21 protein-coding genes are annotated in these 26,017 nt (G+C 63.5%); 14 read left to right on the forward strand and 7 right to left on the reverse strand.

Translation table 11 applies throughout. The features are described 5' to 3' along the window. Positions 1-236 precede the first annotated feature (236 nt). Both E1748_RS09320 and E1748_RS09325 read left to right on the forward strand, forming a co-directional pair. Positions 237-1,943 carry a long-chain-fatty-acid--CoA ligase gene (locus tag E1748_RS09320; RefSeq protein ID WP_133646797.1) on the forward strand — a complete coding sequence of 569 codons (1,707 nt, stop codon included), beginning with the start codon at positions 237-239 and terminating at the stop codon, positions 1,941-1,943. A 131-nt stretch (positions 1,944-2,074) separates the two neighbouring features. Then, the gene (locus E1748_RS09325; protein WP_276324049.1) at positions 2,075-2,773 is read left to right on the forward strand and encodes an OmpW/AlkL family protein; all 699 of its coding nucleotides are present in this window, start codon (positions 2,075-2,077) and stop codon (positions 2,771-2,773) included. A gap of 113 nt (positions 2,774-2,886) precedes the next feature. On the opposite strand, the gene E1748_RS09330 is transcribed toward E1748_RS09325, so the two are convergent. The 3 genes from E1748_RS09330 to E1748_RS09340 form a co-directional block, all read right to left on the reverse strand. Further along, positions 2,887-3,408, reverse strand: coding sequence for a metal-dependent hydrolase (locus tag E1748_RS09330; protein ID WP_133646798.1), 522 nt, complete (start codon positions 3,406-3,408; stop codon positions 2,887-2,889). Positions 3,409-3,435: 27 nt separating this feature from the next. Next, a complete protein-coding gene (locus E1748_RS09335; RefSeq protein ID WP_133646799.1) occupies positions 3,436-3,786 on the reverse strand; it encodes a sugar ABC transporter ATPase in 351 nt (116 codons plus the stop codon). Between the two features lie 378 nt (positions 3,787-4,164). Then, the gene (locus E1748_RS09340) at positions 4,165-5,316 is read right to left on the reverse strand and encodes a porin (RefSeq protein ID WP_133646800.1); all 1,152 of its coding nucleotides are present in this window, start codon (positions 5,314-5,316) and stop codon (positions 4,165-4,167) included. A gap of 649 nt (positions 5,317-5,965) precedes the next feature. On the opposite strand from E1748_RS09340, the gene E1748_RS09345 reads away from it, so the two are divergent. Beyond that, the gene (locus E1748_RS09345) at positions 5,966-6,466 is read left to right on the forward strand and encodes a hypothetical protein (protein WP_133646801.1); all 501 of its coding nucleotides are present in this window, start codon (positions 5,966-5,968) and stop codon (positions 6,464-6,466) included. Between the two features lie 209 nt (positions 6,467-6,675). Beyond that, positions 6,676-8,631, forward strand: coding sequence for a PhoX family protein (locus E1748_RS09350; protein ID WP_133646802.1), 1,956 nt, complete (start codon positions 6,676-6,678; stop codon positions 8,629-8,631). Positions 8,632-8,775: 144 nt separating this feature from the next. Here the strand turns inward: E1748_RS09350 and E1748_RS09355 are convergent, their stop codons facing one another. Then, positions 8,776-9,207: a hypothetical protein gene (locus E1748_RS09355; protein WP_133646803.1), complete on the reverse strand. Its 432-nt coding sequence runs from the start codon at positions 9,205-9,207 to the stop codon at positions 8,776-8,778. 174 nt (positions 9,208-9,381) lie between these two features. Here E1748_RS09355 and E1748_RS09360 point away from each other — a divergent pair, with 174 nt between their 5' ends. The 5 genes from E1748_RS09360 (at position 9,382) to E1748_RS09380 (ending at position 14,271) form a co-directional block, all read left to right on the forward strand. Then, on the forward strand, positions 9,382-10,089 hold the full coding sequence (locus E1748_RS09360) for a CDP-alcohol phosphatidyltransferase family protein (protein WP_133646804.1): 708 nt from the start codon (positions 9,382-9,384) through the stop codon (positions 10,087-10,089). Then, positions 10,086-10,922: a HalD/BesD family halogenase gene (locus E1748_RS09365; protein WP_133646805.1), complete on the forward strand. Its 837-nt coding sequence runs from the start codon at positions 10,086-10,088 to the stop codon at positions 10,920-10,922. The genes E1748_RS09360 and E1748_RS09365 overlap by 4 nt, the downstream gene beginning before the upstream one ends. Beyond that, entirely contained in the window at positions 10,919-11,923 is a 1,005-nt protein-coding gene (locus E1748_RS09370) for a flippase-like domain-containing protein (RefSeq protein WP_133646806.1), read from the forward strand. Before E1748_RS09365 ends, E1748_RS09370 begins: the two co-directional genes overlap by 4 nt. Positions 11,924-11,943: 20 nt before the next feature. Continuing rightward, positions 11,944-12,708 carry a phosphocholine cytidylyltransferase family protein gene (locus E1748_RS09375; RefSeq protein WP_133646807.1) on the forward strand — a complete coding sequence of 255 codons (765 nt, stop codon included), beginning with the start codon at positions 11,944-11,946 and terminating at the stop codon, positions 12,706-12,708. A 147-nt stretch (positions 12,709-12,855) separates the two neighbouring features. Continuing rightward, complete coding sequence (locus E1748_RS09380; protein WP_133646808.1) at positions 12,856-14,271, forward strand: MFS transporter; 1,416 nt, start codon at positions 12,856-12,858, stop codon at positions 14,269-14,271. Positions 14,272-14,295: 24 nt separating this feature from the next. Here E1748_RS09380 and E1748_RS09385 read toward each other — a convergent pair whose 3' ends face one another. Continuing rightward, the gene (locus E1748_RS09385) at positions 14,296-15,801 is read right to left on the reverse strand and encodes a GGDEF domain-containing protein (RefSeq protein WP_166653523.1); all 1,506 of its coding nucleotides are present in this window, start codon (positions 15,799-15,801) and stop codon (positions 14,296-14,298) included. A 223-nt stretch (positions 15,802-16,024) separates the two neighbouring features. Here E1748_RS09385 and E1748_RS09390 point away from each other — a divergent pair, with 223 nt between their 5' ends. From E1748_RS09390 to ggt, 4 genes are all read left to right on the forward strand, one after another. After that, entirely contained in the window at positions 16,025-17,587 is a 1,563-nt protein-coding gene (locus E1748_RS09390; protein ID WP_133646810.1) for an amidase, read from the forward strand. Between the two features lie 153 nt (positions 17,588-17,740). Further along, positions 17,741-19,216 (forward strand): NAD-dependent succinate-semialdehyde dehydrogenase, encoded by a 1,476-nt coding sequence (locus E1748_RS09395; protein ID WP_133646811.1) that lies wholly within the window; start codon positions 17,741-17,743, stop codon positions 19,214-19,216. A gap of 85 nt (positions 19,217-19,301) precedes the next feature. Beyond that, positions 19,302-20,699, forward strand: coding sequence for an aspartate aminotransferase family protein (locus E1748_RS09400; RefSeq protein WP_133646812.1), 1,398 nt, complete (start codon positions 19,302-19,304; stop codon positions 20,697-20,699). Between the two features lie 159 nt (positions 20,700-20,858). Further along, positions 20,859-22,592 (forward strand): gamma-glutamyltransferase, encoded by a 1,734-nt coding sequence (gene ggt / locus E1748_RS09405; RefSeq protein WP_133646813.1) that lies wholly within the window; start codon positions 20,859-20,861, stop codon positions 22,590-22,592. Positions 22,593-22,674: 82 nt separating this feature from the next. On the opposite strand, the gene E1748_RS09410 is transcribed toward ggt, so the two are convergent. Together E1748_RS09410 and E1748_RS09415 are read right to left on the reverse strand one after the other, a co-directional pair. Further along, positions 22,675-23,853 (reverse strand): Fic family protein, encoded by a 1,179-nt coding sequence (locus tag E1748_RS09410; RefSeq protein ID WP_133646814.1) that lies wholly within the window; start codon positions 23,851-23,853, stop codon positions 22,675-22,677. A 177-nt stretch (positions 23,854-24,030) separates the two neighbouring features. Beyond that, on the reverse strand, positions 24,031-25,071 hold the full coding sequence (locus tag E1748_RS09415) for a S1C family serine protease (protein WP_133646815.1): 1,041 nt from the start codon (positions 25,069-25,071) through the stop codon (positions 24,031-24,033). A 228-nt stretch (positions 25,072-25,299) separates the two neighbouring features. On the opposite strand from E1748_RS09415, the gene E1748_RS09420 reads away from it, so the two are divergent. Further along, positions 25,300-26,004, forward strand: a complete 705-nt coding sequence (locus E1748_RS09420; RefSeq protein WP_133646816.1) for a hypothetical protein — start codon at positions 25,300-25,302, stop codon at positions 26,002-26,004. Positions 26,005-26,017: the final 13 nt, after the last annotated feature.

A 26,017-nucleotide genomic window follows, 5' to 3' on the forward strand; every position in this document is an offset into this window, starting at 1 on the left:
GCCCCGGCAAAAGAGGTGTAGCCGAAAAATACATTGGAGGTAGGGACATGCGTGGAAATTTATTCTGCTTGCTTCACTTGCGCGATCTGCTCTCTAGCGCTGCGCGTCGCTAACGCACCAGTCACAGTTCGCGCCTTAGCCGCAGCCTACCCGATTCCCCTTAACGCTGAATTTAACGAATGAGGTCATGGCACGCCGAAAGAGCGCTCCATGAATATTGCTTGAGCAAGACGACCATGAACAAACCCTGGCTGGATTCCTATCCGGATGACGTACCGGAACGAATCGACCCGACGCAATATCCGTCTTTGGCTCATTTGCTAAGCGAGTCTTTCCGGATGTTCGCCAGCCGCAACGCGTACGTCTGCATGGGTAAAACCATGACGTACGCGGAACTCGATGCGCACTCGCGCAGTCTGGGTGCATGGCTGCAAGGCAAAGGGTTGGTGAAAGGCGCGCGGGTAGCGGTGATGATGCCGAACGTGCTTCAGTACCCGGTGGCCGTCGCGGCCATTCTGCGGGCCGGGCTGGTCGTCGTGAACGTCAACCCGCTATATACGCCGCGCGAGCTGGAGCATCAGCTCAGAGACTCGGGCGCCGAGGCTATTGTCATTCTGGAGAACTTTGCGGCGACGCTGCAGCAGGTGGTCGCACGTACCGGAATCCAGCATGTCGTGGTCGCCGCGATGGGCGATCTGCTGGGCTCGATGAAGGGGGCCTTGACCAACTTCGTTATCAGAAAGCAAAAGAAGCTGGTGCCGCGCTACCGGTTACCGGGTTCCACACAGTTTCGATGCGTGCTTCATGAAGGTGGCGAGCTGTCGCTCAAGTCCGTCGCGCTCGGTCATCACGATGTTGCGTTCCTGCAATACACGGGAGGTACGACCGGTGTATCTAAAGGCGCGATCCTGAGCCACCGGAATGTCATAGCGAACATCCTGCAGAACGATGCGTGGACTCGCCCGGTGCTGGACCGGAATCCGCCGCTCGACGCGATGGTGACCGTATGCGCGCTGCCGCTGTATCACGTCCTCGCGCTCGGCGCATGCATGCTGTTCGGTGCACGCCGGGGTGCGATGAATATCCTGATTCCGAATCCTCGCGATATCCCAAGCCTCGTGCGGGAACTGTCGAAGCATCGCATTCACTTCTTTCCCGGCGTCAACACGTTGTTCAACGCTCTGTTGAGCGACGCAAATTTTTCGCGTATCGATTTTTCCGGACTGCGGATCACGATTGGCGGCGGCATGGCCATACAGCGAGCCGTCAGCGAAAAATGGATGCAGGTCACCGGTTGCCCGATCCTCGAAGGTTACGGTCTCTCTGAGACGTCTCCCACTGCAACCATGAACCTGGCCACGATCGACGCGTTCACCGGGACGATCGGTCTGCCGGTTTCATCGACCGACATCGCGATTCTGGACGACGCCGGCCAGCCTCTACCGATCGGCGAGCAAGGCGAAATTGCGATTCGCGGGCCGCAGGTCATGATGGGTTACTGGAATCGCCCCGAAGAAACCGCGCGCGTGATGACCGACGACGGCTTCCTCAAGTCCGGCGATATCGGCGTGATGGACGAACGCGGCTTCGTCAGGATCGTGGACCGCAAGAAGGACATGATTCTCGTCTCCGGCTTCAACGTGTATCCGAGCGAAATCGAGGCCGTGGTGTCTTCCCATCCTGACGTTCTCGAGTGTGCATGCGTCGGCATTCCCGATGAGAAATCAGGTGAGGCAGTCAAGCTATTCGTCGTTCGAAGGAATCATTCGCTTAACGTCGAGCAACTGATGGATCACTGCCGTCAGCAACTGACCGCCTACAAGAGGCCGCGCCACATCGAATTTCGTGAGGCATTGCCCAAATCAAACGTGGGCAAGATTCTGCGCCGCGAATTGCGCGACGAGAAAACGCCGACCCGCATGCGCGATGCCGTCAATCACTAGCAAAACTGCCATCGCCTGAAGTATCGCCGCCGGCCTGGCCGTTGTAGATCCCTCGAAGGCCCCATGGGCCACCCCGCCAGTAAAAATCGTATCGGAGACACACGCTCGTGAAATTCAGAAACCTTGCTTTGGTGCCGCTCGCTTTCGTCGTCAGTAGCGGTGCTTTCGCACAATCAGCAGGCAGCAACGTCGTTCAGTTCGGATGGATGCACCTCGCGCCGCAAGACTCGAGCGATCCTCTGAAAATACAGGGCAACACCTTGCGGAACAGCGGTGCCAGTGTCAACAATCAGGACACGGCGGGCATCGCATTGACGCATCTCTTTACAGACCATATCGCTGTGGAAGGTGTCGTGGGCATCCCTCCACGGGTCGATGTGTCGGGAACGGGGGTACTTGCTTCCCCCAGCATCAATCCGGTTGCAAACGCGCGGCAATGGAGTCCCGCGTTACTGATGAAGTATTACTTCACGGATGCGGACTCGAAGTTTCGCCCGTCGCTTGGCGTCGGCGTGAGTTATATCTGGTTCAATCATGTGCACGTGAACCCCGCATTCGAGCGATCGCTCAGCGGACTCGTCACGTCCGGTGCGACGACGGCTGCACCATCGAACGCGACGGTGGACAGCACATGGGCGCCGGTATTCGAAGCCGGGTTGATGTACAACTTCGACAAACACTGGTCTGTTTCGGCGTCCGTTTCCTATCTGCCGTTCAGCACGAAAGCCCATATCACGACGACATTGCCGACGGGTGCGCAGGTTCATAGCGAAGCGAAGTTGGCGGTTAACCCGATCGTTACCTTTCTGTCGATGGGTTACCGGTTCTAGCGCGTGGATGTCGACGTTGCAGGCAGGTGTTCATGATCGCGGGCCAGTCGTCGGAGGTGGTTGAGTCATGGCGGGCACGTCGATCGTCGGTTGGCGCGGTGCGGGTTGCCGCGCTAACCGATCCGCCAATGCACAGCCCAAGGCCACGCATACGCACGATGCAGCCACACATGCGCGGCAACCACCCAGGCAGCACCCCACGACGCCCCCACGATCAACAGATCGCACCGCCCGCTATTCCACCAGTTCAACGAATGACGTCCGGCGATCCACGGCACGCCGAGTGGATTCGGCCAGTCGGCGAGCAGGTGCATCAGGCCGCCGCACGCGAAGCCGAACGCTGCGGCAGCGAGCGGACGATGCGAGGTCACAGCGAAGTGCCACGACACGATGAGCAGCACGACCCAGCCGATGCCCCAGTGCGTGACGGTGCGATGCGTGATCCACAGGCGTCGCGAGCGAGACCACCATGCGACCTCGAGCCAGTCGGGCGCGGTCGCACCCGCGACGCCGGCCACGAATGTCAGCAGGGTCCACAGATGAAATGGGCCACCCGCGCCCGCCTGCTGCACGAGGGCGGCGGCGATCACGCCGGCGGCCCAGCCGGTCGCGTGATGCGCGTGGCTGGAGGCCATATCGCAGAGAGTGAAAGTTAGATGCGCTTACGTCGTGCAGCGAGCGATGTCGAAGCGCATTTCTTCTTCGGCCGGATCGTCCGGTGCGCCGTCCGGATGCACGACCTTGATCACCGTGCCGCCGCGCGACGGCGTCAGCCACACGTAATACGCGGCGTGCGAGCGCGAACCGACCGACAGCGTGATCACGCCGTTTTCACTCGACTTCTGCACGCGCGACAGACGATCGTCGAGACAGCGCGCGATGTCGTCGGGCTGGCGTGCCGACGACACATACACCAGCGGCGGAAGCGAGACCGCTTCCTGCGGCGGCACAACGGGTGAAGAACCGCAAGCGGCGAGAACAACAGCGGGAACAAGCAGGAGGAGTCGTTTCATCGTCGAAGATCGGCTGATGGTCGCGCGTGACGTTCGGTGCGACGGCGCATGCGTGCGGCGCAAAGCGATCGAACGATCAACGCATGCGCACCTCGCGAAGCCGCCGGATTCCGAACGCCGCGTGCGGCGCGAATGCTGTCGGGCGAACGATGCGCACAGGGGCACATCGCGGCGAAGAGGCCGGCTTGCGCGCGCACGGCAGACGATGCGTGCGCGATGGCAGGACGGCTGACGGGCAGTATACCCGCGCGATCCGCAGCCGTTTTGCGCGGAAAACTTTAGCAACAAAAAAACGCGCGCACGACACAAGGTCGTGCGCGCGCAGCTTCCTGCAAGTTGCGAACCGGCCCCGCATGCGGGCCCGGTTCGCAACGTCGATCAGAAGCGGTGACGCAGGCCGACAGCCACGGCGGTCTGGTTCGCGGTCGACGAAGGCGACAGCGTGTTGATCGCCGCCACGTTCGCACCGAAGTTGCCGAGTTCGCCCGATGCGTGCTGGTACACGCCTTCGAGGTACACGTCGGTACGCTTGCTCAGCGAGTAGTCGCCTTGCAGCGACACCGTGTGCCACTTCGGATCGCCCGTGCCGTTCGAACCCGACACCTTGCCGTCCGTGAACGTGTACGCAGCCGCGAGGCTCAGTGCCGGCGTCAGTGCATAACGACCGTTCACTTCGTAGTTGTCCATGTGCAGGTTGGTGCCCGACAGGCCGCCGATGAACGTGCCACCGACGTTCGCGCTCTGCATGTTGTCGAGCTGCGTGTGCGTGTACACGAGGCCGACCGTCGCCGGGCCGTACGTGTAGTTCGCGCCGACGCCGTACGTACGTTGCAGTTGCGCCGCGATCTGCGCGCTGCCGTCGCCCGACGACACTGCGCCGCCCGTGTTGTTGCTGCCCGAGTTGTTCAGTTGCAGGTAGGCAGCCGCGACGCTGAACGGACCGTTGTCATACGATGCGCCCGCGCTCCACGCACGGTTGTTCGAGAACTGACCCGCCGCGTTGCTGAAGCCATACAGGCCGCCGAAACGCAGACCCGCATAGTTCGTGCTCGTGTACTTGACCGAGTTCTTGATCGAGAACGAGTTGTCGAGGTTGTCGTTGTCGAACGGGTGAGCGGCGAGGTTGTTGCCGTAGCCCGCGCCGGCTGCCGACAGCGGTGCCAGATAATCGACGACCGAATCGTACTGACGGCCGAGCGTCAGCGTGCCGTAGCGGTCGCTTTGCAGACCGACGAACGCCTGACGATTGAAGATCGTGTTGTCTTCCGAGAACTTGCCGTTGTTCAGGTTGAAGCCGCTTTCCAACGTGAAGATCGCGTGCAGACCGCCACCGAGATCTTCGCTGCCGCGCAGGCCGAAGTACGTGTTCGACACCGAGCCGCTGCCTTGCTGCCAGTTGCTGTGGCCGCCCTGGTTGTTCGAGTAGATCAGGCCGGCATCGAGCGTGCCGTACAGCGTCACGCTGCTCTGCGCATGCGCAGCGGCGGCGAAGCTACCCAGAATGCCCGCAACGATAAGGGTTTTTTTCATATTTCCAACTCCGAGAACAGTGCATGGGGAATCGCACTTCAGCGCGCGCCGCGGGTGCTACCGGCGGTCTGACGATTCGCAGCGAAGTTTATTCTTAACAGTGCAAGCTTTAATCTCGAATTGCACAACAAAGCATTCCGTTATGGGGAATGGCCATCCTGAAATTGGTAAACCCATATGAATAAAGAGATTTCGTGAATGCTTCGTGGAACGAATTGAGGCTGTCAATGAAAGGGGTGTTGCGGCATTGCGACGGCAATGCTGATCGATTGCGTTGAAATGCAACGCCGATCGCGATCAAGCGCCTGAATTCAGCACATTTTAAGCAAGTCACTGTTCCTGTTTGCGGGGTCGAAGACGGGCCGCCGACACACTACAATTCGTCTTGCCCCTTTGACCAAGGGTGGTCTTTTTTCATCTTTTATACGCGGCTTTCGGGCCGCGTTTTTTTATGCGCGATTAAATTATCTCGATAAGTTCAATTTAAATCCGCCGGTCAGATCGCAATAGATTTTTTCTTAAAATGAAATGAACGGCTGGGCTGGTGGCGAGGTCCTGGCCGATCGTCGGAGGGAGCGGGCGGGTGTCGCCGCGCGGGTAGAATGCCTGGTTTGCACTGCGTGCCTCACTCATCACACGAGCAAGCCGGATGACCGACACCCCCGACACCTCCCACGCCTCTGACACACCCGACGAACAGTTCGACCCACGCCTGTGGCGCACGAACGGCTGGACCGCGCGCGTGATCAAGAACGAAGACGACGACGGCTGGGCCGTCGAGATGATCAAGGACGGCGAAGCCGAACCCGCGCTCGTTGGACCGTGGACGATGGGCCGCGACAAGAAGAATCCAAAGCCGCTCGATACGTCGGCGTTCAACACGCTGGTCAAGACCGCATCGGAAGTGCTGCGCCGTCACGAGCAGCAACTGCATGCGCAGCTGCACAAGCGCGTGACCGTCGATTCCCCCGACGGCGAGATCCTCGTCACGCTCGACATCGTGCCCGACGAGGACGATCCCTACGCGATGCTGACCGCGTTCGACGCGCTGGGCGAACAGCTCGCGCAGGCGAAGGTGTCGGCGGGCTTCAGGCTGGCGCGTGGCAATGCCGAGGCGTGGGTCGAGGGCGGTTTCGGCCGGCCGCGTTGAGGTTGATGGTGCCGCCGAGGTTGATGATGGGCGGATGACGGGTTGCCAACGAAATCCCGACTCAAACATTAACAACGCCTGTCAATATACTTTCATATTCACTTCATAGAATCCTCGCGTCATAGCGGCGCGAGCGAAGAGTCATGTCGTCTCCGGCCCGGGCCGGCTATGCGCGTACCCCACACGCTACCTACACCGGACTTCGACACATGGCAGAGCAGCTCGACCCTTCCCGCCGCAAGGCCCTCAAAATTCTCGCCGGCGCGCCGATGCTGCCGCTCGGCTTCGCGTCCACGGCGCTGCTGGCCGGCTGCGGCGGCAGCGACGATCTGAACCCTGCAACACCGGTCAAGCCGATCGCGAACTTCACGACGGCCGCGTTCGCCGCGATGGCCGCGCCGACGCTCGCCGACCCGGCCGCGATGGCGCGGACGTCGGTGGCTTCGTCGCTGACCGCGCAGTTCAGCGACGGCAGCAGCCGCACGTGGAAGCTCGCGTACCAGCCTTTCTTCACGACCGGCGACACGGTGCCGGACACGAAGGGCGGCACGATCCTCGCGGGCGGCTATTTCGATATCTCGAATCAACCCATCATCGATCGCTCGGTCGCGGGTAAAGAGCGCCAGTTCTTCTCCGACTGTCCGGACGGCAGCTCGCTGATCCGCCTCGACAAGCCGACGGTGAAAGGCGTGAAGGGCAACCCGGTGTTCGCGGTCGTGCAGTTCGAATACGCGACGCGCGATCAGAGCCTCGTGTCGATGTACGGCCAGCTGCCGTCGCCGATCGCGGTGCTCACGCTCGATCAGGATCCGACAACCGGCAAGCTGACGCTCGTCAGCTATTCGAACGTCGATACGTCGAGTGCGCATGGGTTGTGGATCACGTGCGGCGCGAGTCTGTCGCCGTGGAACACGCATCTGTCGAGCGAGGAGTACGAGCCGGATGCGGCAACGATCGCAACTAACAGCCAGTTCAAGGGCTTCAGCCGCAACCTCTACGGCGACGAGACGAAGGCGAACCCGTATCACTACGGCCATCTGCCCGAAGTGACCGTGAATCCCGATGGCACCGGCTCGATCCGCAAGCACTACTGCCTCGGCCGTATCTCGCATGAACTCGTGCAGGTGATGCCCGACCGGCGCACCGTGCTGATGGGCGACGACGCGACCAACGGCGGCCTCTTCATGTTCATCGCGGATCGCGAGGCGGATCTGTCGGCGGGCACGCTGTACGTCGCGAAGTGGACGCAGACGTCGTCGGCGGGCGCGGGTGCCGCGACGCTGTCGTGGATCAACCTCGGCCACGCGACCAGCGACGAGATCGAAGCGCTCGCGAACAGCCTTACCGCCGCCGACATCCTCGACGTCGCGACCAAAGACCCGGCCGATGCGAGCTACACGAAGATCAACTTCAACGGCACATTCAACTGGATTCGCATCAAGCCCGGCATGACGAAGGCCGCCGCGTTCCTCGAGACGCATCGCTACGCGGCGCTCGCGGGCGGCAGCATGGGCTTCACGAAGCTCGAAGGCACGACGGTCAACGCGAAGGACAAGGTGCTGTATTCGGCGATGTCGCGGATCGAGAAATCGATGGTGCGTGGCAATGCCGCATCGACCGACGTCGCCGTCGACAAGACGATCAACGCGGGCGCCGTGTACGCGCTGAACCTGACGGGCGGCCAGCGCGACCGTGCGGGCGCGGCGATCGCGAGCGACTGGGTGCCGGTGGACATGAGCGCGCCGGCGGCACTCGTCGGCGAAGACCTGGCCACGGCGGATGCGCTCGGCAATCTCGCGAATGCAGAGAAGATCGCGAACCCCGACAACCTCAAGTATTCGGAGAAGCTGCGCACGCTGTTCATCGGCGAGGACAGCGGCCTGCACGTGAACAACTTCCTGTGGGCGTATCACGTCGACACGAAGACGCTCGCGCGTGTGCTGTCGTGCCCGGCCGGCGCGGAATCGACGGGGCTGCACGCGGTCGACGAAATCAACGGCTGGACGTACGTGATGAGCAACTTCCAGCACGTCGGCGACTGGGAAAGCCCGCTGCACGACAAGGTGAAGGCAACGCTCGATCCGCTCGTGCGGGCCAACTACAAGGACCGCTTCGGTTCGTCGGTCGGTTATCTGACGGCCGACCCTTCCGCGCTCAAGCTGTGATGGAGCAGTGCGTGTAACCGTGTGATGGGTGGATTCATCGCGTGGGACTTTAGGCGGGTGCCCCTGCCGTCGCCCCTCTTCGGAGGGGTTTTTTTTATTTGTCGTTTTCGTGAAGTCGCCGCGAAATAACCGCTGGCACGCAGCCTAACTGCGCTTGCAGAAAATCGCCGTGACGAACGGCGCGACGTGATGAACGATTGCCGTGCTGCCGCCCTGGGTGACGGCGGTCTGCACTTTCTCTGTCCCACCAAAGACGACCGCGCCGTAAGCGGATTGCGCGACCGGCTCGCCGTCGCCGGTGCGGAACATCGGGTCGTCTTTCTCGTACCCGACAATCGCGATGACGCGGAATCCGTACGCGGTCAGATCGACCCCTTTCGCGGGACTGAATGCGTTGATCGAATTACTCTCGACCCGGCTCGGTTTAGGGTCGATCAACTGCTGCGTCGTGAGGTCGGAAATAAAGCGATGCGCGGACTCGTTGCACGCGAGCGCGTCGTCCAGCGGGGCGGCATGGGCGGCGAACGGCGCTGCGGCAAGCAGCGCGGCGAATAACGGGAGAAGAACGCTTTTCATGGCAGGCAGGCGACACGTTCGCCGCAACGGTGCAGCGGAAAAACGGCACTGTACCTGCGTTCGGGACTTTCTGCTTCACCCGAAAGGCCGGTGCCCGTTTTGCAACAGAGTTTCTACAAAAAAACACGCCCGCAAAATAGCAAGCTTTTACGATCCCGTATATATTTCCGGGTTATGACTTCACGACCGCAATCCCCGCAGAACGTTCCCGCGCCCAGAACCTGGGATGCACGCCTCGCCCGGCGGCTGGTTACGCCGCTGGTCGACACCCGGATCACCCCCAACCACCTGACGACCGTCCGCCTCGCAATCGGACTCGCCGGCGCGCTGTGTCTCGCGCGCGGCGGCTTCGCGTGGACCAATGCCGGCGCGCTGCTGATCGTTCTCTCCAATTTTGTCGACCACACCGACGGTGAGCTCGCGCGCATCAGCGGGAAGTCGAGCCGTATCGGTCATTTTTACGATCTCGCGTGCGACGCGATCGTCACCGTGCTGCTGTTCCTGGGCTTCGGTTTCGCGGCTGCTGCAACGGCCGGAGCAGGGGGCTTCATCGTGTCGCCGGTGCTGATGGGCGCCGTCTCGGGCATCGCGGTCGCGCTGATTTTCTTCCTGCGGATGCGCATCGAAGACAAGGAAGGCAAGGCCAGTACGAAGCAGGCGTTCGCTGCGGGCTTCGAGACGGAAGACGTGCTGTATCTGCTGCCGATCGTCACGCTGACCGGCGGCATCGTGCCGTTCCTCGTCGCTGCTGCAATCGGCGCACCGCTGTTCCTGCTGTGGGTCGTGTTCGACTATCGCCGCGTGATGCGTCGTGCGCTGCTCGTTGCACAGCCGGTTGCACAACCTGCGGCCGAAGCCAGCCAGATGTGGGTGAGCCGATGAGTACACCCGTCGACGCACACGTCGCGTCCGCAGATACGACCCGCGCAACGCCGACCGGCCTCCCGCCGCAGTCCAACACTTCCGCCACCACTCCCGATCCCGACCGCGCAGTCGCCGGCCGCACACGCCACTTCGATAACCCGAAGCTGCGCAAGGCGTTCGTCGATCAGGGCGCGTTCCTGTATCTCGACGACTTCCTCGCGCCCGAGGTCACCGCGCAACTGGCGCACAGCGCCCGCGCGCTGCTCGGCGAAGTCAACCGCAATTACCTGCCGGGTCACAAGCAGGGCGGCAGCGTCAGCCGCCATACGATCGACCGGCTCGCGCCGTTCATCGCGCAGCTGTATCGCTCGAAGGAACTGATCGGCTGGCTCGAGCAACTGTCCGGCGATCGTCTGCAGGTGTCGCCCGTCGACGACCCGCACGCGTACGCGCTGTACTACTACACGAAGCCGGGCGATCACATCGGCTGGCATTACGACACGTCCTACTACGACGGTCGCCGCTACACGCTGCTGCTCGGTGTGATCGACGAATCGTCGTGCCGGCTCGATTACGAACTGCACACGCGCAACGAGGACGTCGCCGACGTGCCGGGCTCCGTGCAGATTCCGCCGGGCGGTCTCGTGTTCTTCGACGGCGACAAGCTGCGCCATCGCATCTCGCCGGCCGGCGAGAACGAAATGCGCGTGTCGCTGACGTTCGAATACGTCACGAATCCGAACATGCGGCCGTGGCGCCGTTTCATGTCGAACATGAAGGACGCGATTGCGTACTTCGGCTTCCGTCAGGTGTTCCGTCAGTTGATGAAGCGCGGCGGGGATTCCGCATGACCCGCGCGGCCATGGTCCTGCTGTCGATCGGGGCAGCGCTGTTCGTTGCGCTGCTCGCCTGGCAGGGACTCGGCTCGGTCACGTCGACGCTGTTTGCAGCCGGCTGGGGCCTCGCGCTCGTCGCCGCATTCCACGTGGTGCCGCTGGTGCTCGATGCGACGGCGATCTCCGTGCTGTTCGACCGCCGTCGCGACGGCGTGACTGAGCGCGATGCATTGGTCTCGCGCTGGATCGGCGAATCGGTGAACAGTCTGCTGCCGGCCGGACAGATCGGCGGGCCGGTCGTGATGGTGCGGCAGCTCGCGCAGCGCGGCATGCGGATGCGCGACGCGGCAGCCGCGATCACCGTCAGCACGACGGCGCAAGCGCTCGCACAAATACTCTTCGCGCTGCTCGGCCTCGGCCTGTTCGGCGCGTACGCGGCGCACGGCGCGCTGCAGGATCTGCGCACCGCGGCGATCGTCGCGACGGCGGTGCTCGGCGGGATGATCGTGATGTTCTACGTCGCGCAGCGGCGCGGGCTGTTCGGCCGGTTGCTGCGGGTCGTGTCGAAGGTGTTCGGCAAGCGCGACTGGTCGTCGCTGATGACGCGCGCCGATGCCGTCGATGCAGCCGTGCACGACCTGTACCGCAATCGCGCACGCGTGGCCGCGAGTTTTGCGTTGAGCCTCGCGGGCTGGATCGTCGGAACTGTGGAAGTGTGGCTCGCGCTGCGCTTTCTCGGCCACCCGGTCGACTGGATCGATGCGTTGCTGCTCGAAAGCGTCGGTCAGGCGATCCGGGGTGCCGCGTTCGCGATTCCCGGTTCGCTCGGCGTGCAGGAGGGCGGCTATCTGTTGCTCGCTCCGCTCGTCGGTCTGCCGCCGGATGCGGCGCTCGCGCTGTCTCTCGCAAAGCGCGCACGCGAACTGATACTCGGCTTGCCGGGTCTGCTCTATCTCCATTTCAGCGAACGAAGCTGGCAGCGGCGGCGCGCGACAAGCGTGCCGGCTGTCGACTGATACTTTTTAAAGGACCGCCCATGCGCGCCATCATTCTTGCAGCGGGTCTCGGCCTGCGTCTCCAGCAGCCGGCGGGCGATCAGTTTCCGAAATGCCTGCTGCGCTTCGACGGCATGACGCTGCTCGAACGCCATCTGCAGATGCTCGAAGCCGCCGGCGTGACCGACGTCGTGCTCGCGCTCGGTTTCCAGCCGGAAACGGTCGAGAAGGAACTGCAACGGATCAACTGGCCGCACAAGGTCGAGATCGTGCTGAACCCGCGCTTCGACCTCGGCAGCGTGCTGACCGTGCACACCGTCGCCGATGCGCTGACGCGCGGCGGCGACGTGCTGCTGATGGACGCCGACGTGCTGTACGACGAGCGCATCCTCGCCGCGCTCGTGGCCGGTGACACGACGAACCGTCTGCTGATCGACCGCGATTTCGAAACCGGCGACGAACCCGTCAAGCTGTGCCTGAAGGACAACGTGCCGGTCGAACTGCGCAAGCAGCTGGCGGTGAATCTCGAGTACGACACGATCGGCGAATCGGTCGGCTTCTTCCGCTTCCGCGAGGAAACCGCACGCCGCTTCGCGCAGATCGTCGCGGGCTACATCGACAGCAACCGCGCGAACCTGCCGCACGAAGAAGCGGTGCGCGACCTGCTGCTCGAACGCACCCAGGTGTTCGATACCGCCGATGTGACCGGCGCACCGTGGATCGAGATCGACTTCCCGAACGACGTCGAACGCGCGACCCGCGAAATCCTGCCGCAACTGCAACCGATCGTCAGCGCATCGCGTTGAACGTGTGCATGTCCCTGTCGTTGAAGTTGAAGTTGTCTGGGTTGTTCTGATCCGTTCCGACTGTCCGGCGCCGCTTCTTAGCATTCCTCGCGGCGGCGCCTGATTCTCTCCTGCTGATGGCCTGATCGGGCCATCTTCCACGCTCCGATGCCGCTTGCCCTTGGCGCTTTCATCGTTCCCCTGATCGTCGCGTGTGCGATGTTCATGGAGAACGTCGATTCCACTGTCCTCGTCACGTCGCTTCCGGTCCTCGCCCGCGATCTCGGCCACGATCCGATCACCTTGAAACTCGCGGTCACCGCGTACGTCATCGGGCTCGGCGTGTTCATTCCGGTGTGCGGCTGGGTCGCCGACCGCTTCGGTTCTCGCACCGTGTTCCGCACCGCGATCGGCATCTTCGTCGCCGGCTCGATGCTGTGCGCGGCGTCGGGGTCGCTCGGCATGTTCATCTTCGCGCGCTTCGTGCAGGGCATCGGCGGTGCGCTGATGGTGCCGGTGGGCCGCATCATCATCTTCCGCTCGGTGCCGAAGTCGGACTTCATCCGCGCGGTGAATTACCTGACGGTGCCCGCGTTGCTCGGGCCGGTCGTGGGGCCGCCGCTCGGCGGCTTCATCACGACCTATCTGCACTGGCGCCTGATTTTTTTCATCAACATTCCGATCGGCCTGTTCGGCATCTGGCTCGCGAACAAGTACATCGCGAACGTGCGCGAAGCGCATCCTGGCCCGCTCGACTGGATCGGCTTCGTGCTGTCAGCCGGTGGCGCATCGCTGTTCATGCTCGGGTTGTCGCTGGTCGGCGGCGAGCTGATTTCGAATACGTGGGCGATCGGGATGTGCGTGGTCGGCGGCGTGCTGCTCGTGCTGTACTGGTGGTACGCGCAGCAGGTCGAACGGCCGGTGCTCGATCTGCGGCTGCTACGCATTCCGAGTTTTCATGCGAGCGTCGCCGGTGGTTCGCTGTTTCGCATCGGCCTCGGTGCAGTGCCGTTTCTGTTGCCGCTCGCGCTGCAGGAAGGGCTCGGGATGACCGCGTTCGCGTCCGGGTCGATTACGTGCGCGTCGGCGTTCGGTTCGATGTTCATGAAGACGCTCGCGCAGCGCGTGCTGCGTCGCTATGGTTTCCGTTCGGTGTTGATGGTCAATGCGGTATTCGCGGGCGCGGCGATCGCGGTGTATGGGCTGTTCTTTCCGGGCACGCCGCACTGGCTGATCTGGTGTGTCGTGCTGCTCGGCGGGTTCTTTCCGTCGCTGCAGTTCACGAGCTTGAATTCGCTCGCGTATGCGGATATTCCCAGCGCGGATGTGGGACGTGCGACCAGCGTGTCGAGCGTGATCCAGCAGCTCTCGCTCGGCCTCGGCGTGACGATCGCGGGCATCGTGCTGCAACTGTCGCGCGATCTGCATGGGCACACGACCGTCGTGCAGTCGGATTTCTGGCCGGCGTTCCTTGTCGTGGGTCTGTTCGCGGTTGCGTCGATTCCGGTGACTGCGCGTTTGCCACATGGCAGCGGCGATGAACTCGCACGCGGTGGGCGAGGGAGCGGCAGCGCTGCACACTGACCATCGCATAACAACGCGATAACGTCAGTCCTCCAGCGAATTCAGCGATTCATGCTGCACGATCGACTCGACACGATTCCGCCCATGCTCTTTCGCGTGATAAAGCGCGCGGTCCGCGGTTTCGACGATCCGATGCGGCGCGTCCATGTCGGGTGGTCCCGACACCGCGATCCCGATGCTCACCGACACGTAGTTGCCCAACGACGTTTCATTGCGGATGCGCAGCGCGCCGACCGCTTCGAGCATGTTGTCGGCGACGACCTGCGCGTAGTCCGCGTAGGCGGTCGGCATGATCGCCGCGAATTCCTCGCCGCCGTAGCGCGCGAGCAGGTTGCCGCGTGGCAGGATCGACTGCAAGGCGGCTGCTACTGCTGCGAGACACCGGTCGCCTGCGGGATGACCGTAGCGGTCGTTGAGCTGCTTGAAGTGATCGATGTCGATCAGCAGCAGGCTGAGTGGCACGCCGTCGCGAACCGCACGTCGCCATTCGATCGCCAGCGTCTGATCGAAGCAGCGACGGTTCGCCGTCTGCGTCAATGCATCGGTGAGCGCCATTTCCTCCAGGATGTCCCGGGCCATGCTCAACGCCCGCTGCGTTTCGACGAGCCGGCTCTGCAGAGCGGTTGTTCGCAGCATGTACACGAGCAGCGCGGTCAGCGTGCCGATCGTACCGATCACGAAATGCTCGCGTATCAGCACGAGGCTCAACACGAGCAATGCGACCGTATAAAAGACCGAGCTGCCGTTTTCGATGACGACGGCGAGCGGTCGCCGGTCTTCCGCCGCGTCGACGTCGATGCGTAGCGGCGGCTGCATCAGGCACGCGATGGCCAGCAAAAGGAACGGCACGTCGACGATCGTGTCCAGCAGGAGGCTTCCGCTGGAAGTCACGGCCCAATAGTTGTACACGGCGGCGACGACCGCATAGATCCACAGGTAGCCGCACAGGATCTCGTAGAACCTGCGCTCTTTTCCGCGCGGCTGGATCACCAGACGCAGCGTCGCCGCGATCGCGAGCAACGCGTTCTCGGCGTTGTAGGTCTGCGCCAGCGCGGAGACCGGAATCGGTTCGAGCGCGTGCTCCGAAAAAGGCACCACCGAAAACAGCGCGATGTACACGAGGTAGCCGGTCAGGACGGCCTGGGCCGCGTCGATCCACACAAAGAACGGAATCTGTCGCTCATTCGGCGCGAACGAAATGGCGAGGAGAATCGGCACGCCGTAGAGGAAGAAACTGAAGTCGGAGAACCACGTGATGTTGGGCAACAGCTGGATCTGGGTTTCCCACCCGCTGATCGTGATGCCGCAGGTCCACAGCAGCATGCCCAGGCTGAGCAGTACCCACGGCGCGCGCGCTGCAGGTTCTTCCGCACGGGCGCGCCGGACGCAGCTCGCGAGCGCCAGCATCGGCGCAAGAATCATGAAGAAGTAGGTGACCCGACTCGCCGACGAGCGAAACGTCGCGACGCATATCGCGTGCGCGCCCACAAAACACAGGGCGAACAGTGCCGCATGGGTCGGCTTCGGCAAATGGCGCAAGGTCTCCCCCCGGAGCTTGAGCAATGCAGATGAAAGCCATCGTAAGGTGGATGGCGAACCGGCTTCTGTTGTCTTGTGAATACCGGCGGTATCGGCATATCTTAGCCTACCGCCCATGAAGCGGAAGTTCGAACGCGGGCAGCGCTCGCGCGGCTGGATTTTGACAGCCGATAATCGTGCCCTTCGTGCCTTACCGTGCGCCCCAGGAGCCTTCATGCAACGACGTCGTTTCTTTGCTTCGCTTGGCCTGCTGGCGGCCGCTGTGTCCACGAAAAATACGCCGGCCTTCGCTGCGCAGCGTGTGCGCGATTCGACGACGACAGCGACCACAGCGGCCGGTGCGTTACGCCATTACCTGACCCGCATCGCCGCGCTCGATCGCAACGGCCCGCGCCTGAACAGCATCATCGAACTGAATCCCGACGCAGCGACGATCGCACATACGCTCGACGCGGAGCGCCGCACAGGACAGACACGCGGACCGCTGCACGGCGCGATCGTCGTCGTGAAGGACAACATTGCGACCGGCGACCGCATGTCGACGACCGCGGGTTCACTGGCACTCGACGGCGTGCGCGCGACGCGCGATGCAGCATTGATCGGCAAGCTGCGCGATGCGGGCGTCGTGATCGCGGGCAAGACGAACCTCAGCGAATGGGCAAACATCCGCTCGACGCATCCGACGAGCGGATGGAGCGCACGCGGTGGCCTCACGCGCAATCCGTATGCGCTCGACCGCAACACGAGCGGCTCGAGTGCGGGCTCGGCGGTTGCGGTGGCTGCGGGTCTCGCGGACATGGCGATCGGTACGGAGACCGACGGATCGATCGTATCGCCGGCGTCGATCAACGGCGTGGTCGGACTGAAGCCGACGGTCGGTTGCGTGAGCCGCGACGGCATCGTGCCGATCTCGCACACGCAGGACACTGCCGGTCCTATCGCGCGTACGGTGACTGACGCCGCGCGACTGCTGCGCGTCATCGCAGGCTCGGACCCGCGCGACCCTGCAACACAGGATGCCCCCCCTCCCGACGACTACGTCGCCGCACTCGACCCGAACGCACTGCGCGGCGCACGCATCGGCGTGGCGCGCAATTTCTTCACGGGCCGCGACGACGTCGACAAACAGATCGAGCGAGCGCTCGCGCAACTGGTCGTGCTCGGTGCCGAACTCGTCGATCCGGTCGATCTGCCGAAGGTGCACTACGAAGCCGCCGAGCAAGCGGTGCTGTTGTACGAGTTCAGGCACGACCTGCCGCTCTGGCTCGCGACGTTCGCGCCTCACGCGCCGGTACATACGCTCGCCGATGTGATCGCGTTCAACGACGCGCATCGCACGCAGGAGATGCCGTACTTCGGCCAGGAGCAGTTCATCGAAGCACAGGGGCTCGGCGATCTCGACAGCGACGCTTATCTGAAAGCGCTCGCTGCGTGCCGTAAAGGCGCGCGCGATGACGGGCTCGAACGCGTGCTGCGCGACAACCGTCTCGATGCGATCGTCGCGCCGACGGGCGGCACCGCGTGGCTGACGGATATGCTCCGAGGCGACGGTGGCGGCGACGATGGATTCTCGACGCCGGCCGCGGTCGCAGGCTATCCGCATCTGACCGTGCCCGCCGGCATGGTGCGCGGGTTGCCGGTCGGCCTGTCGTTTGTCGGCGCGCCGTGGAGCGAAGCGCGGCTGCTCGCGATGGGCTACGCGTTCGAGCAGGCGACGCAATGGCGCAGAGAACCGCGCTTCGTCGCGCACACGGCGATGCCGTCGTCGGAGCGCTAACGGCAAACGCACGGCAAACGCACGTGCGAAAAACCCCATCCCGCCAACACTCAATTCAGAAAAAACCGAAAGCCACAGCAGCCCGAACCAAAAATTCCACATGACCCTGGCCCGTACAGTCACAACCAGTGCTGACGAATTCAGGAGAGAGTCATGTTGCTGGGCCATCCGGTGCTGTTCAAATCGCTGTGCTATGTCGACGGACGCTGGGTGCATAGCGACAGCGCGTCGACAGTCGCGGTGCAGAATCCCGCCGACCAGGAAGTGATCGGCCACGTGCCGATGCTCGAAGCGCCGCAGATCGAGGAAGCGGTCGCCGCCGCGCAGCGCGCGTTCGATACGTGGCGCTGGGTGCCGGTCGCGAAGCGTGCGGCATTGCTGCTGCGCTGGCACGAGCTCGTGCTGCGTCACCAGAACGATCTCGCGGGCATCCTGTCGCTCGAACAGGGCAAGCCGCTTGCCGAAGCGCGCGGCGAGATCGCGTATGGCGCGAGCTTCATCGAATGGTTCGCGCACGAAGGCCGGCGTCTGTACGGCCGCACGATTCCCACGCATATCGACGGCGCGCATCTCGGCACCGTGATCGAACCGGCCGGCGTCGCCGCGCTGATCACGCCGTGGAATTTTCCGTCGGCGATGATCACGCGCAAAGCGGCCGCCGCACTCGCGGCGGGCTGCACCGTCGTCGTGAAGCCGGCACACGAAACACCGTTCTCGGCGCTCGCACTCGCGCAGCTCGCCGAAGAAGCGGGCTTTCCGCCGGGCGTGTTCAACGTCGTGCTCGGCGAACCGCAGATGGCGATGGAAACACTGGTCCGCGATCCGCGCGTGCGCACGGTGAGCTTCACCGGTTCGACGCGCGTCGGCGCACTCGTGATGCAAACCGCCGCGCAGGCGGGCATCAAGAAGACCGCACTCGAACTCGGCGGCAATGCGCCCTTCATCGTCGCGGCGGACGCCGATCTCGACGAAGCGGTGCGCGTCGCGGTCGCGGCGAAGTTTCAGACGTCGGGGCAGGACTGCTGCGCGGCGAATCGCATTCTCGTGGCGCGGCCGCTGTACGAACAGTTCGTCGAGCGCTACAGCGATGCGGTGCGTGCGCTGCGTGTCGGCGCGGCGTTCGAAAGCGCGGCCGACGTCGGCCCGCTGATGCATCAAGGCGCGTTCGATGCGACTGTCGCGCGTGTCGACGATGCGCGTCGCAAGGGCGCGCGTATCACGACGGGCGGTGCGCCGCATCCACGAGGCGGCTGGTTCTTCGAGCCGACCGTGATCGCCGACGCAACGCCCGGCATGCGTGTCTACGACGAAGAAAATTTCGCGCCGATTTCGGCGGTGTCGCCGTTCGACACGCTCGACGAAGCGATCGATCGCGCGAACGACACCGAGCACGGCCTCGCCGCGTACCTGTGCGCGCGCGACCTGAACACTGTGTTCCAGACGATCCGCCGGCTCGCGTTCGCGATGGTGTCGGTGAACGGCGCGAAGTTCACCGGCGCGCCGGTGCCGTTCGGCGGGATGAAGGCGTCGGGGCTCGGTCGCGAAGGCGGGGCCGAAGGCTTCGAGCCGTTCGTCGAGACGCGTTACTTCTGCCTCGGCCAGCTTGGCCTTCCAGGCCAAGCTGCCTGAACCGGCATGATCCTGGCAAATGAACTTGCTGCATAAGCTTTAACGTCAGCCCAATTCAACGTCACGTCTCAAAGAGAGGACCATCATGACTCAACTCGACCAGCTATTCGCCGCCGACCGCGCGCACTTCATGCATCCGTCGACGCACGCGCACGATCACGCGAGCGGCGCACTGCCGGGCCGCATCGTCACCGGCGCGAAGGGCATCCGCATCGAGGACCATCAGGGAAAGTCGTACATCGACGCGTTCGCGGGACTGTACTGCGTGAATATCGGCTACGGCCGCACTGAAGTCGCCGAAGCGATCTACGAACAGGCGAAGCAGCTCGCGTACTACCACACGTACGTCGGCCACTCGACCGATACGATCATCGAACTGTCGTCGCGGATCATCGACTGGGCGCCCGCCGGCATGAAGAAGGTTTACTACGGCATGTCCGGCTCGGACGCGAACGAAACGCAGATCAAGCTCGTCTGGTATTACAACAATGTGCTGGGCCGTCCGAACAAGAAGAAGATCATTTCGCGGCAACGCGGCTATCACGGCTCGGGCATCGTCACCGGTAGCCTCACGGGACTCGCGAGTTTTCATCAATGCTTCGATCTACCGATCGATCGCGTGAAGCACACGGTGTGTCCGCATTGGTATCGGCATGCACCGGCCGGCATGAACGAAGCGCAGTTCGTCGCGTACTGCGTCGAAGAACTCGAGAAGCTGATCGCTCAGGAAGGCGCCGACACGATCGCCGCGTTCATCGCCGAACCGGTGATGGGCACGGGTGGCATCCTGCCGCCGCCGGCCGGCTACTGGGCCGCGATCCAGCAGGTGCTGAAGCGCCACGACATCCTGCTGATCAGCGATGAAGTGGTGTGCGGCTTCGGCCGGCTCGGCTCGAAGATGGGCGCGCAGCACTACGGCATCGAGCCCGATCTCATCACGGTCGCGAAGGGGCTGACGAGTGCGTATGCGCCGCTGTCGGGCGTGATCGTCGGTGAGCGTGTGTGGGACGTGATCGATCGCGGCTCGCGCGAACTCGGACCGATGGGACACGGCTGGACCTATTCGGGCCACCCGATTTGCGCGGCGGCCGCGCTCGCGAATCTCGACATTCTCGAACGCGAGAACCTCACGCAGAACGCAGCCGATACCGGCGGCTATCTGCTGCAGCAACTGCATGCCGCGTTCGATGCGCATCCGCTCGTCGGCGAAGTGCGCGGCGCGGGGATGCTCGCGGCGCTCGAGTTCATGGCGGATCGCGACGAACGCCGGCCATTCGATGCGACGCTGAAGGTCGGGCCGCGCGTGTCGGCTGCTGCGCTGCAACGCGGTTTGATTGCGCGCGCGATGCCGCACGGCGACATCCTCGGCTTTGCGCCGCCGCTCGTCACGACGCGTGCGGACGTCGACGAGATCGTGCGGCTCGCGCGCGAAGCAGTCGATGAAGTCGCGGGCCAGGTGCTTGCGCAGCCGGCCTCCGCATAACGCGAAACACGCGTAAACAACGCACGCGCAAACACGCGCACAGCCGCGCCGCTGCATGCCATCAGGGCATGCAGCGGCTTCGCAAACGGGCAATTGGCGTGTTATAAGCCCAAGACAGACTTTTTGTGCCAACAGAGGAACTGTCATGGGGGACACCCAATGAAATTAATCGAAAAAAGCAAGTTGTCCGCTGCCGCTCTCGCAACTGTCGCGCTCGTTTCCGTTTCTGCAGGCTTTATCGAAACCGCACCGGCGTACGCGAAAGCCCCGTCGAAGGCACAGCCGACCGTACTCGATGCGTCGGCCGTCGCGGTCTCGGACAAGTACGGCGCAGATGCCGCCGAACAGATTTTCAAGGAAGGCGGCAACGCGGTCGATGCTGCCGTCGCGATTGCGTTCACGCTCGCCGTCACGTATCCCGAAGCAGGCAACCTCGGCGGCGGCGGCTTCATGACGCTGTACGTCAACGGCAAGCCGTACTTCATCGACTATCGCGAACGCGCGCCGCTCGCGGCAACCAAGAACATGTACCTCGACGACCAGGGCAATGTCGTCAAGGACAAGAGCCTGATCGGTTACTACGCGGTCGGCGTGCCGGGCACGGTGGCCGGCATGTGGGAAGCGCAGCATCGCTTCGGCAAGCTGACGTGGAAGCAGGTGCTCGCGCCCGCGCTGAAGTACGCACGCGATGGTTTCGTCGTCGACGAGCAGCTCGAGAAGCGACGCGAGGACGCGTCGAAGGATATCGCCGGCAGGACGAACTTCGACACGTACTTCGGCGGGATGAAGCAGGGCGCGACGTTCAAGCAGCCCGATCTTGCCGCGGTACTCGCGCGCATCTCGAACAATGGCGCGAAGGAGTTCTACGACGGCAAGACGGCCGACCTGATCGCGGCCGCGATGCGCGGTCACGGGCTCATCACGAAGCAGGACTTGCAGCAGTACAAGGCCGTGTGGCGTCAGCCGATCCAGGGCAAGTGGAACGGCTATGACGTGATCACCGCGCCGCCTCCGAGTTCGGGCGGTATCGGCTTGCTGCAACTGCTGCAGATGAAGGCCGACCTTGCGCCGGACTTCAAGGACGTCACGCTGAATTCGCCGCAATACGTGCACCTGATCGCGGAAATCGAGAAGCGCGTGTTCGCGGACCGCGCGCAATACCTCGGCGACCCGGATTTCTATAAGGTGCCGATTGCACAGCTGACCGACCCCGCGTACATCGCGAAGCGCGCGGCCGAAGTGAATCCGGACAAACCGTCCGACACGAAGAGCGTGCAGCCGGGCCTCGGCACGTCGATGCCGGAGAAGGCGGAAACGACGCACTTCTCGGTGGTCGACAAGTGGGGTAACGCGGTGTCGAACACGTACACGCTGAACGGCTGGTTCGGTTCGGGCGTCGTCGCGGAAGGCACGGGCATCCTGCTGAACGACGAGATGGACGACTTCTCCGCGAAGCCGGGCGTCGCGAACATGTTCGGCGTGGTGGGCAGCGACGCGAACTCGATTGAACCGAAGAAGCGTCCGCTGTCGTCGATGAGCCCGACCATCATGACGAAGGACGGCAAGGTGTCGCTCGTGATCGGCACGCCGGGCGGCTCGCGGATCTTCACGTCGATCTTCCAGGTGATCAACAACATCTACGACTTCAACATGCCGCTGAAGGATGCGGTCGCCGCGATGCGCTTCCATCACCAGTTGTTGCCGCCGAACACGATCTTCTGGGAGCCGTACCATCCGATCGACGGCGAACTCGCGAAGCAGATCGAAGCGAAGGGCTACGTGCTGAAGGGGCAGGATTTCAGCGGCGACATCCAGGCGATCAAGATCAACGGCGATACGCCGGAGCCGGCAGCGGATCCGCGTGGGCGTGGGGTGACGCGGTTGATTCGGTGATGCTAGTTTGACGAGGTGGTGCTGTAGTGAGGAAGGCGTCCTGCGGGACGCCTTTTTCTTGATCTGATGACTTTGGACGGGTTTATTTGACGCCGTCGCGAGACGGCGTTTCGGCGAGGGCCGTGTCCGCCGGTCCCCATCCCGGGATGTTCAGGTAGTAGCGGGTCGAGCGCCCGGCACCGACCTGGGACAACAGCCCCATGTCCTCGAGTTCGATGAGTTCACGCGAGGCCGTGGCTCGCGACGTGCCGCCGATACTCTCGTATTTTTTTGTGCTCATGCCGCCTTCGAACCCGTTGGGTCCGGCGTCGAGGAGCAGGTTGACGACTTTGCGTTGTCGGGTCGTGAGTACCTTGTCCTGATGGTTCATCCAGAAGACGGCTTTGCCGAGCGCGGCATCTACGGCCGTGGACGCCTCTTCGCAGGACACGCGCACCTGTTCGACGAACCATAGAACCCATTCGGTCACGTCCAGATCGCCGTGCTGCGCGCGTTCGAGCTGCTCGTAGTAGTCCCGTCGCCGGTCGAGCAGGCGCTGCGAGGTTCGGATCAGGCGGCTGACTTCGCCGCTGTCGCGTGCCAGCACAAGGTCGATGAGGACCCGGCCGATGCGGCCATTGCCATCCTCGAACGGGTGGATCGTTTCGAACCAGAGATGAGCGAGCGCCGCCTTGACCAGACTGTCGTGTTCGGTCGTCGCGTTGAACCAGTCGAGGAGCGTCTGCATGTCGGCCGGAACGCGGTCCGACGACGGGGCCTCGTAGTGGATTTTTTCGCGCCCGAGATGCCCGCTGACGATCTGCATCGGCTCCGCATGCTGGCGGTAGGCGCCGACAAGAATGCGGGTCATGCCCGAGTAGCCGGTCGGAAAGAGTGCAGCCTGCCACGCGTACAGACGTTCGTGCGTGAGCGGCGCTTCTCTTTGCCGCACCGCGTCGTCCATGATGTCGAGCAGGCCTTCGACGTTGCGGGGCGCGTTGGGCCCATCCTGATTCCCGACACCTAAGCGCCGCGCCACGGACGAGCGCACGGCAGTGAGGTCGATACGTTCGCCCTCGATGGCGGCCGTCGCAACCGCGTCCTGGCTCCAGGCTTCGGCGGCGAGTTCGAGGCGCTGTTCGAAGCCAAGGCTCGCCAGTTTGCCTTCGACGACGCCTTGAGCTCGATGCGCGCGGGCCAGCTCACCGCCGACGCGAACCGCGTCGTAGTGCATCCCGGGCCACGTGGGGGCTTGCCAGATGAGCGAAGGGGGCGATGACATGGTCTTGGGTGAGCGCTGAGGCGATTGTGGGTGCTATTCGACTCGGATTGTGAGTCGAATAAGTATAGCTCACGATGAGTCGATTGACTGTCTAATCGACTCAAATCGTGAGTTGATAGCTGCGCCACTTTTTTTCACAGCAGCAAGCACCTCGCCCCACCCAGCACCCCCATCACTTCAAGCCTGCGCGCTCGGCGTCACCGTCAGCTCAACCCGCTGCGCCCCACGCAGCACCGACACGGCTACCGGACGATCGATCCTCGACGCGTCGAGTGTGCGTTGCAGACTGTCCACGCCGTCGATCGGCTGCTCATCGAGCGCGACGATGCGGTCGCCGGTCTGCAGGCCACCGGCCGCGGCCGGGCTGCCCTTGACGACTTCCATCACATGCACGCCGCTCGACGCCGTGAGCCCGAAGTAGCGCTGCACGCGTCGCGAGATCGGCGTCGTCGTGCCCGCGACGCCGATGTACGCGCGCCGCACGCGACCATACGTGAACAGCTGCATGATCACCCACTTCGCGGTATCGATCGCGGTGGCGAAGCAGATCGCCTGCGCGCCCGGAATGATAGCGGTGTTCACGCCGATCACCTGACCCGCCGAATTGATCAGCGGGCCGCCCGAGTTGCCGGGGTTCAGCGCGGCGTCGGTCTGGATCACGTCGTAGATCATGCGGCCCGACGTCGAGCGCAGCGACCGGCCGAGCGCGGAGATCACGCCGGTCGTCACGGTCTGCGCGAGGCCGAGCGGATTGCCGACCGCGATCGCGATCTGACCGACCTGCAATTTGCCCGATTCGCCAAGCTCGACGTGCGGCAGCGGCTCCGCCGAGCCGATCCGCAGCACCGCGAGGTCACTGTCCGGATCGTCGCCGACCAGATCGGCGTCGTAGGTCGCGCCTTCGGCGAGCGTCACGCGGATGTGCGTCGCGCCGTGCACGACGTGGCTATTGGTCAGCAGATAGCCGTCGGGTGTGAACAGGAAGCCCGAACCGGTGCCGCCGCGTGCGCCACGGCCGTTCGAGTCGCCGGGCGTGCGGCGCTCGACAGAAATGTAGGCGACCGCCTGCCGCACGCGCTCCAGCGCGCCGATGACGGTGCGGGAGTACTGGTCGAGCAGGGCGGCATCGGCGAGCGGATTCGAGGTGAGGGTGTCGGGCGCGGCGCCCGCCGCTTCGGCACCCGATAAATCGTCAATGAAACGGGGACGGCTTCCCATGGCGAAGCTCCGATAAACGGGATCGGAGATGCGGGGCTGGGGAGGGGTTTTTCAAGGGCGGTCGGGTGCGATGCTGCGGCGGTAGACCTTTCGTGTGTCGACTCGACAGGCGATGCTATGCTCAGACGCCTCCCGTCGATATGAATTCAGTTTGCCGATGCAAAACCTTTGTTCGATCCGCCGTGTCCGCGCGACCGATCTGCCGACAGTCGATGTCGAGCGCAACCCATGCTGACCTCCTGCTTCTGGAGCGGCGACGCGATGCGCAGCCGACGCGTGAGCGACATCGTGCTATCCGGCACGGTCGACGTGCCTGCACCGTCTGCACGTCTGCTTGCGGACTGGGAAAGAGAGATATCGACACGCATGGTGCTGGAGCCCGGTGACGTCGAGCCGATGCCTCTCGCGCGAGCGCAGGCGCGCTGGCCGGACTACACGTGCTGCGTGCAGGCCGTGTCCGACTGGACGCGTGAGCTTGGACTGCCTGGCGTACTGGCCTCCAGCGACGTCGCCCTCATGGCCTGCCGCGGTGCGCGCTACCACCATGACGGCGAGCAATATGGCGGCTCGGCCTTTTGCAATCTTTTCCTGAGTGAGGACAGGGGGCTGGATGTGCATTTTCCCGCTTTGGGCCAGCGCATTCCGCTAAGCCGGGGAACGGTTCTGATCTTCGATACCGGCCAGCCTCATGGCGTCATTCGACGCGGCCGCAGCGGCTTCGATCTTGCCGACTTCTCGATGGACCAGGATGACGTCCAGATCTTCCTGACCTGGGAACTTCCCATTGAAGATCCTCATGTCGCGCATGCACTGAAGGTTGCCTTCGACATCGCGCCTTCGACCTCATTGCAACCGAACGACGAAGGCGTCCGGTTAAATGGCGAACGGGTTTACGTGTGCCCGGAGTCGGGTCGTTGGAGCAGGATCGACTGATTGCAGGGATGAC

This window comes from Paraburkholderia flava (assembly GCF_004359985.1).
GTDB classification, from domain to species: Bacteria; Pseudomonadota; Gammaproteobacteria; order Burkholderiales; family Burkholderiaceae; genus Paraburkholderia; species Paraburkholderia flava.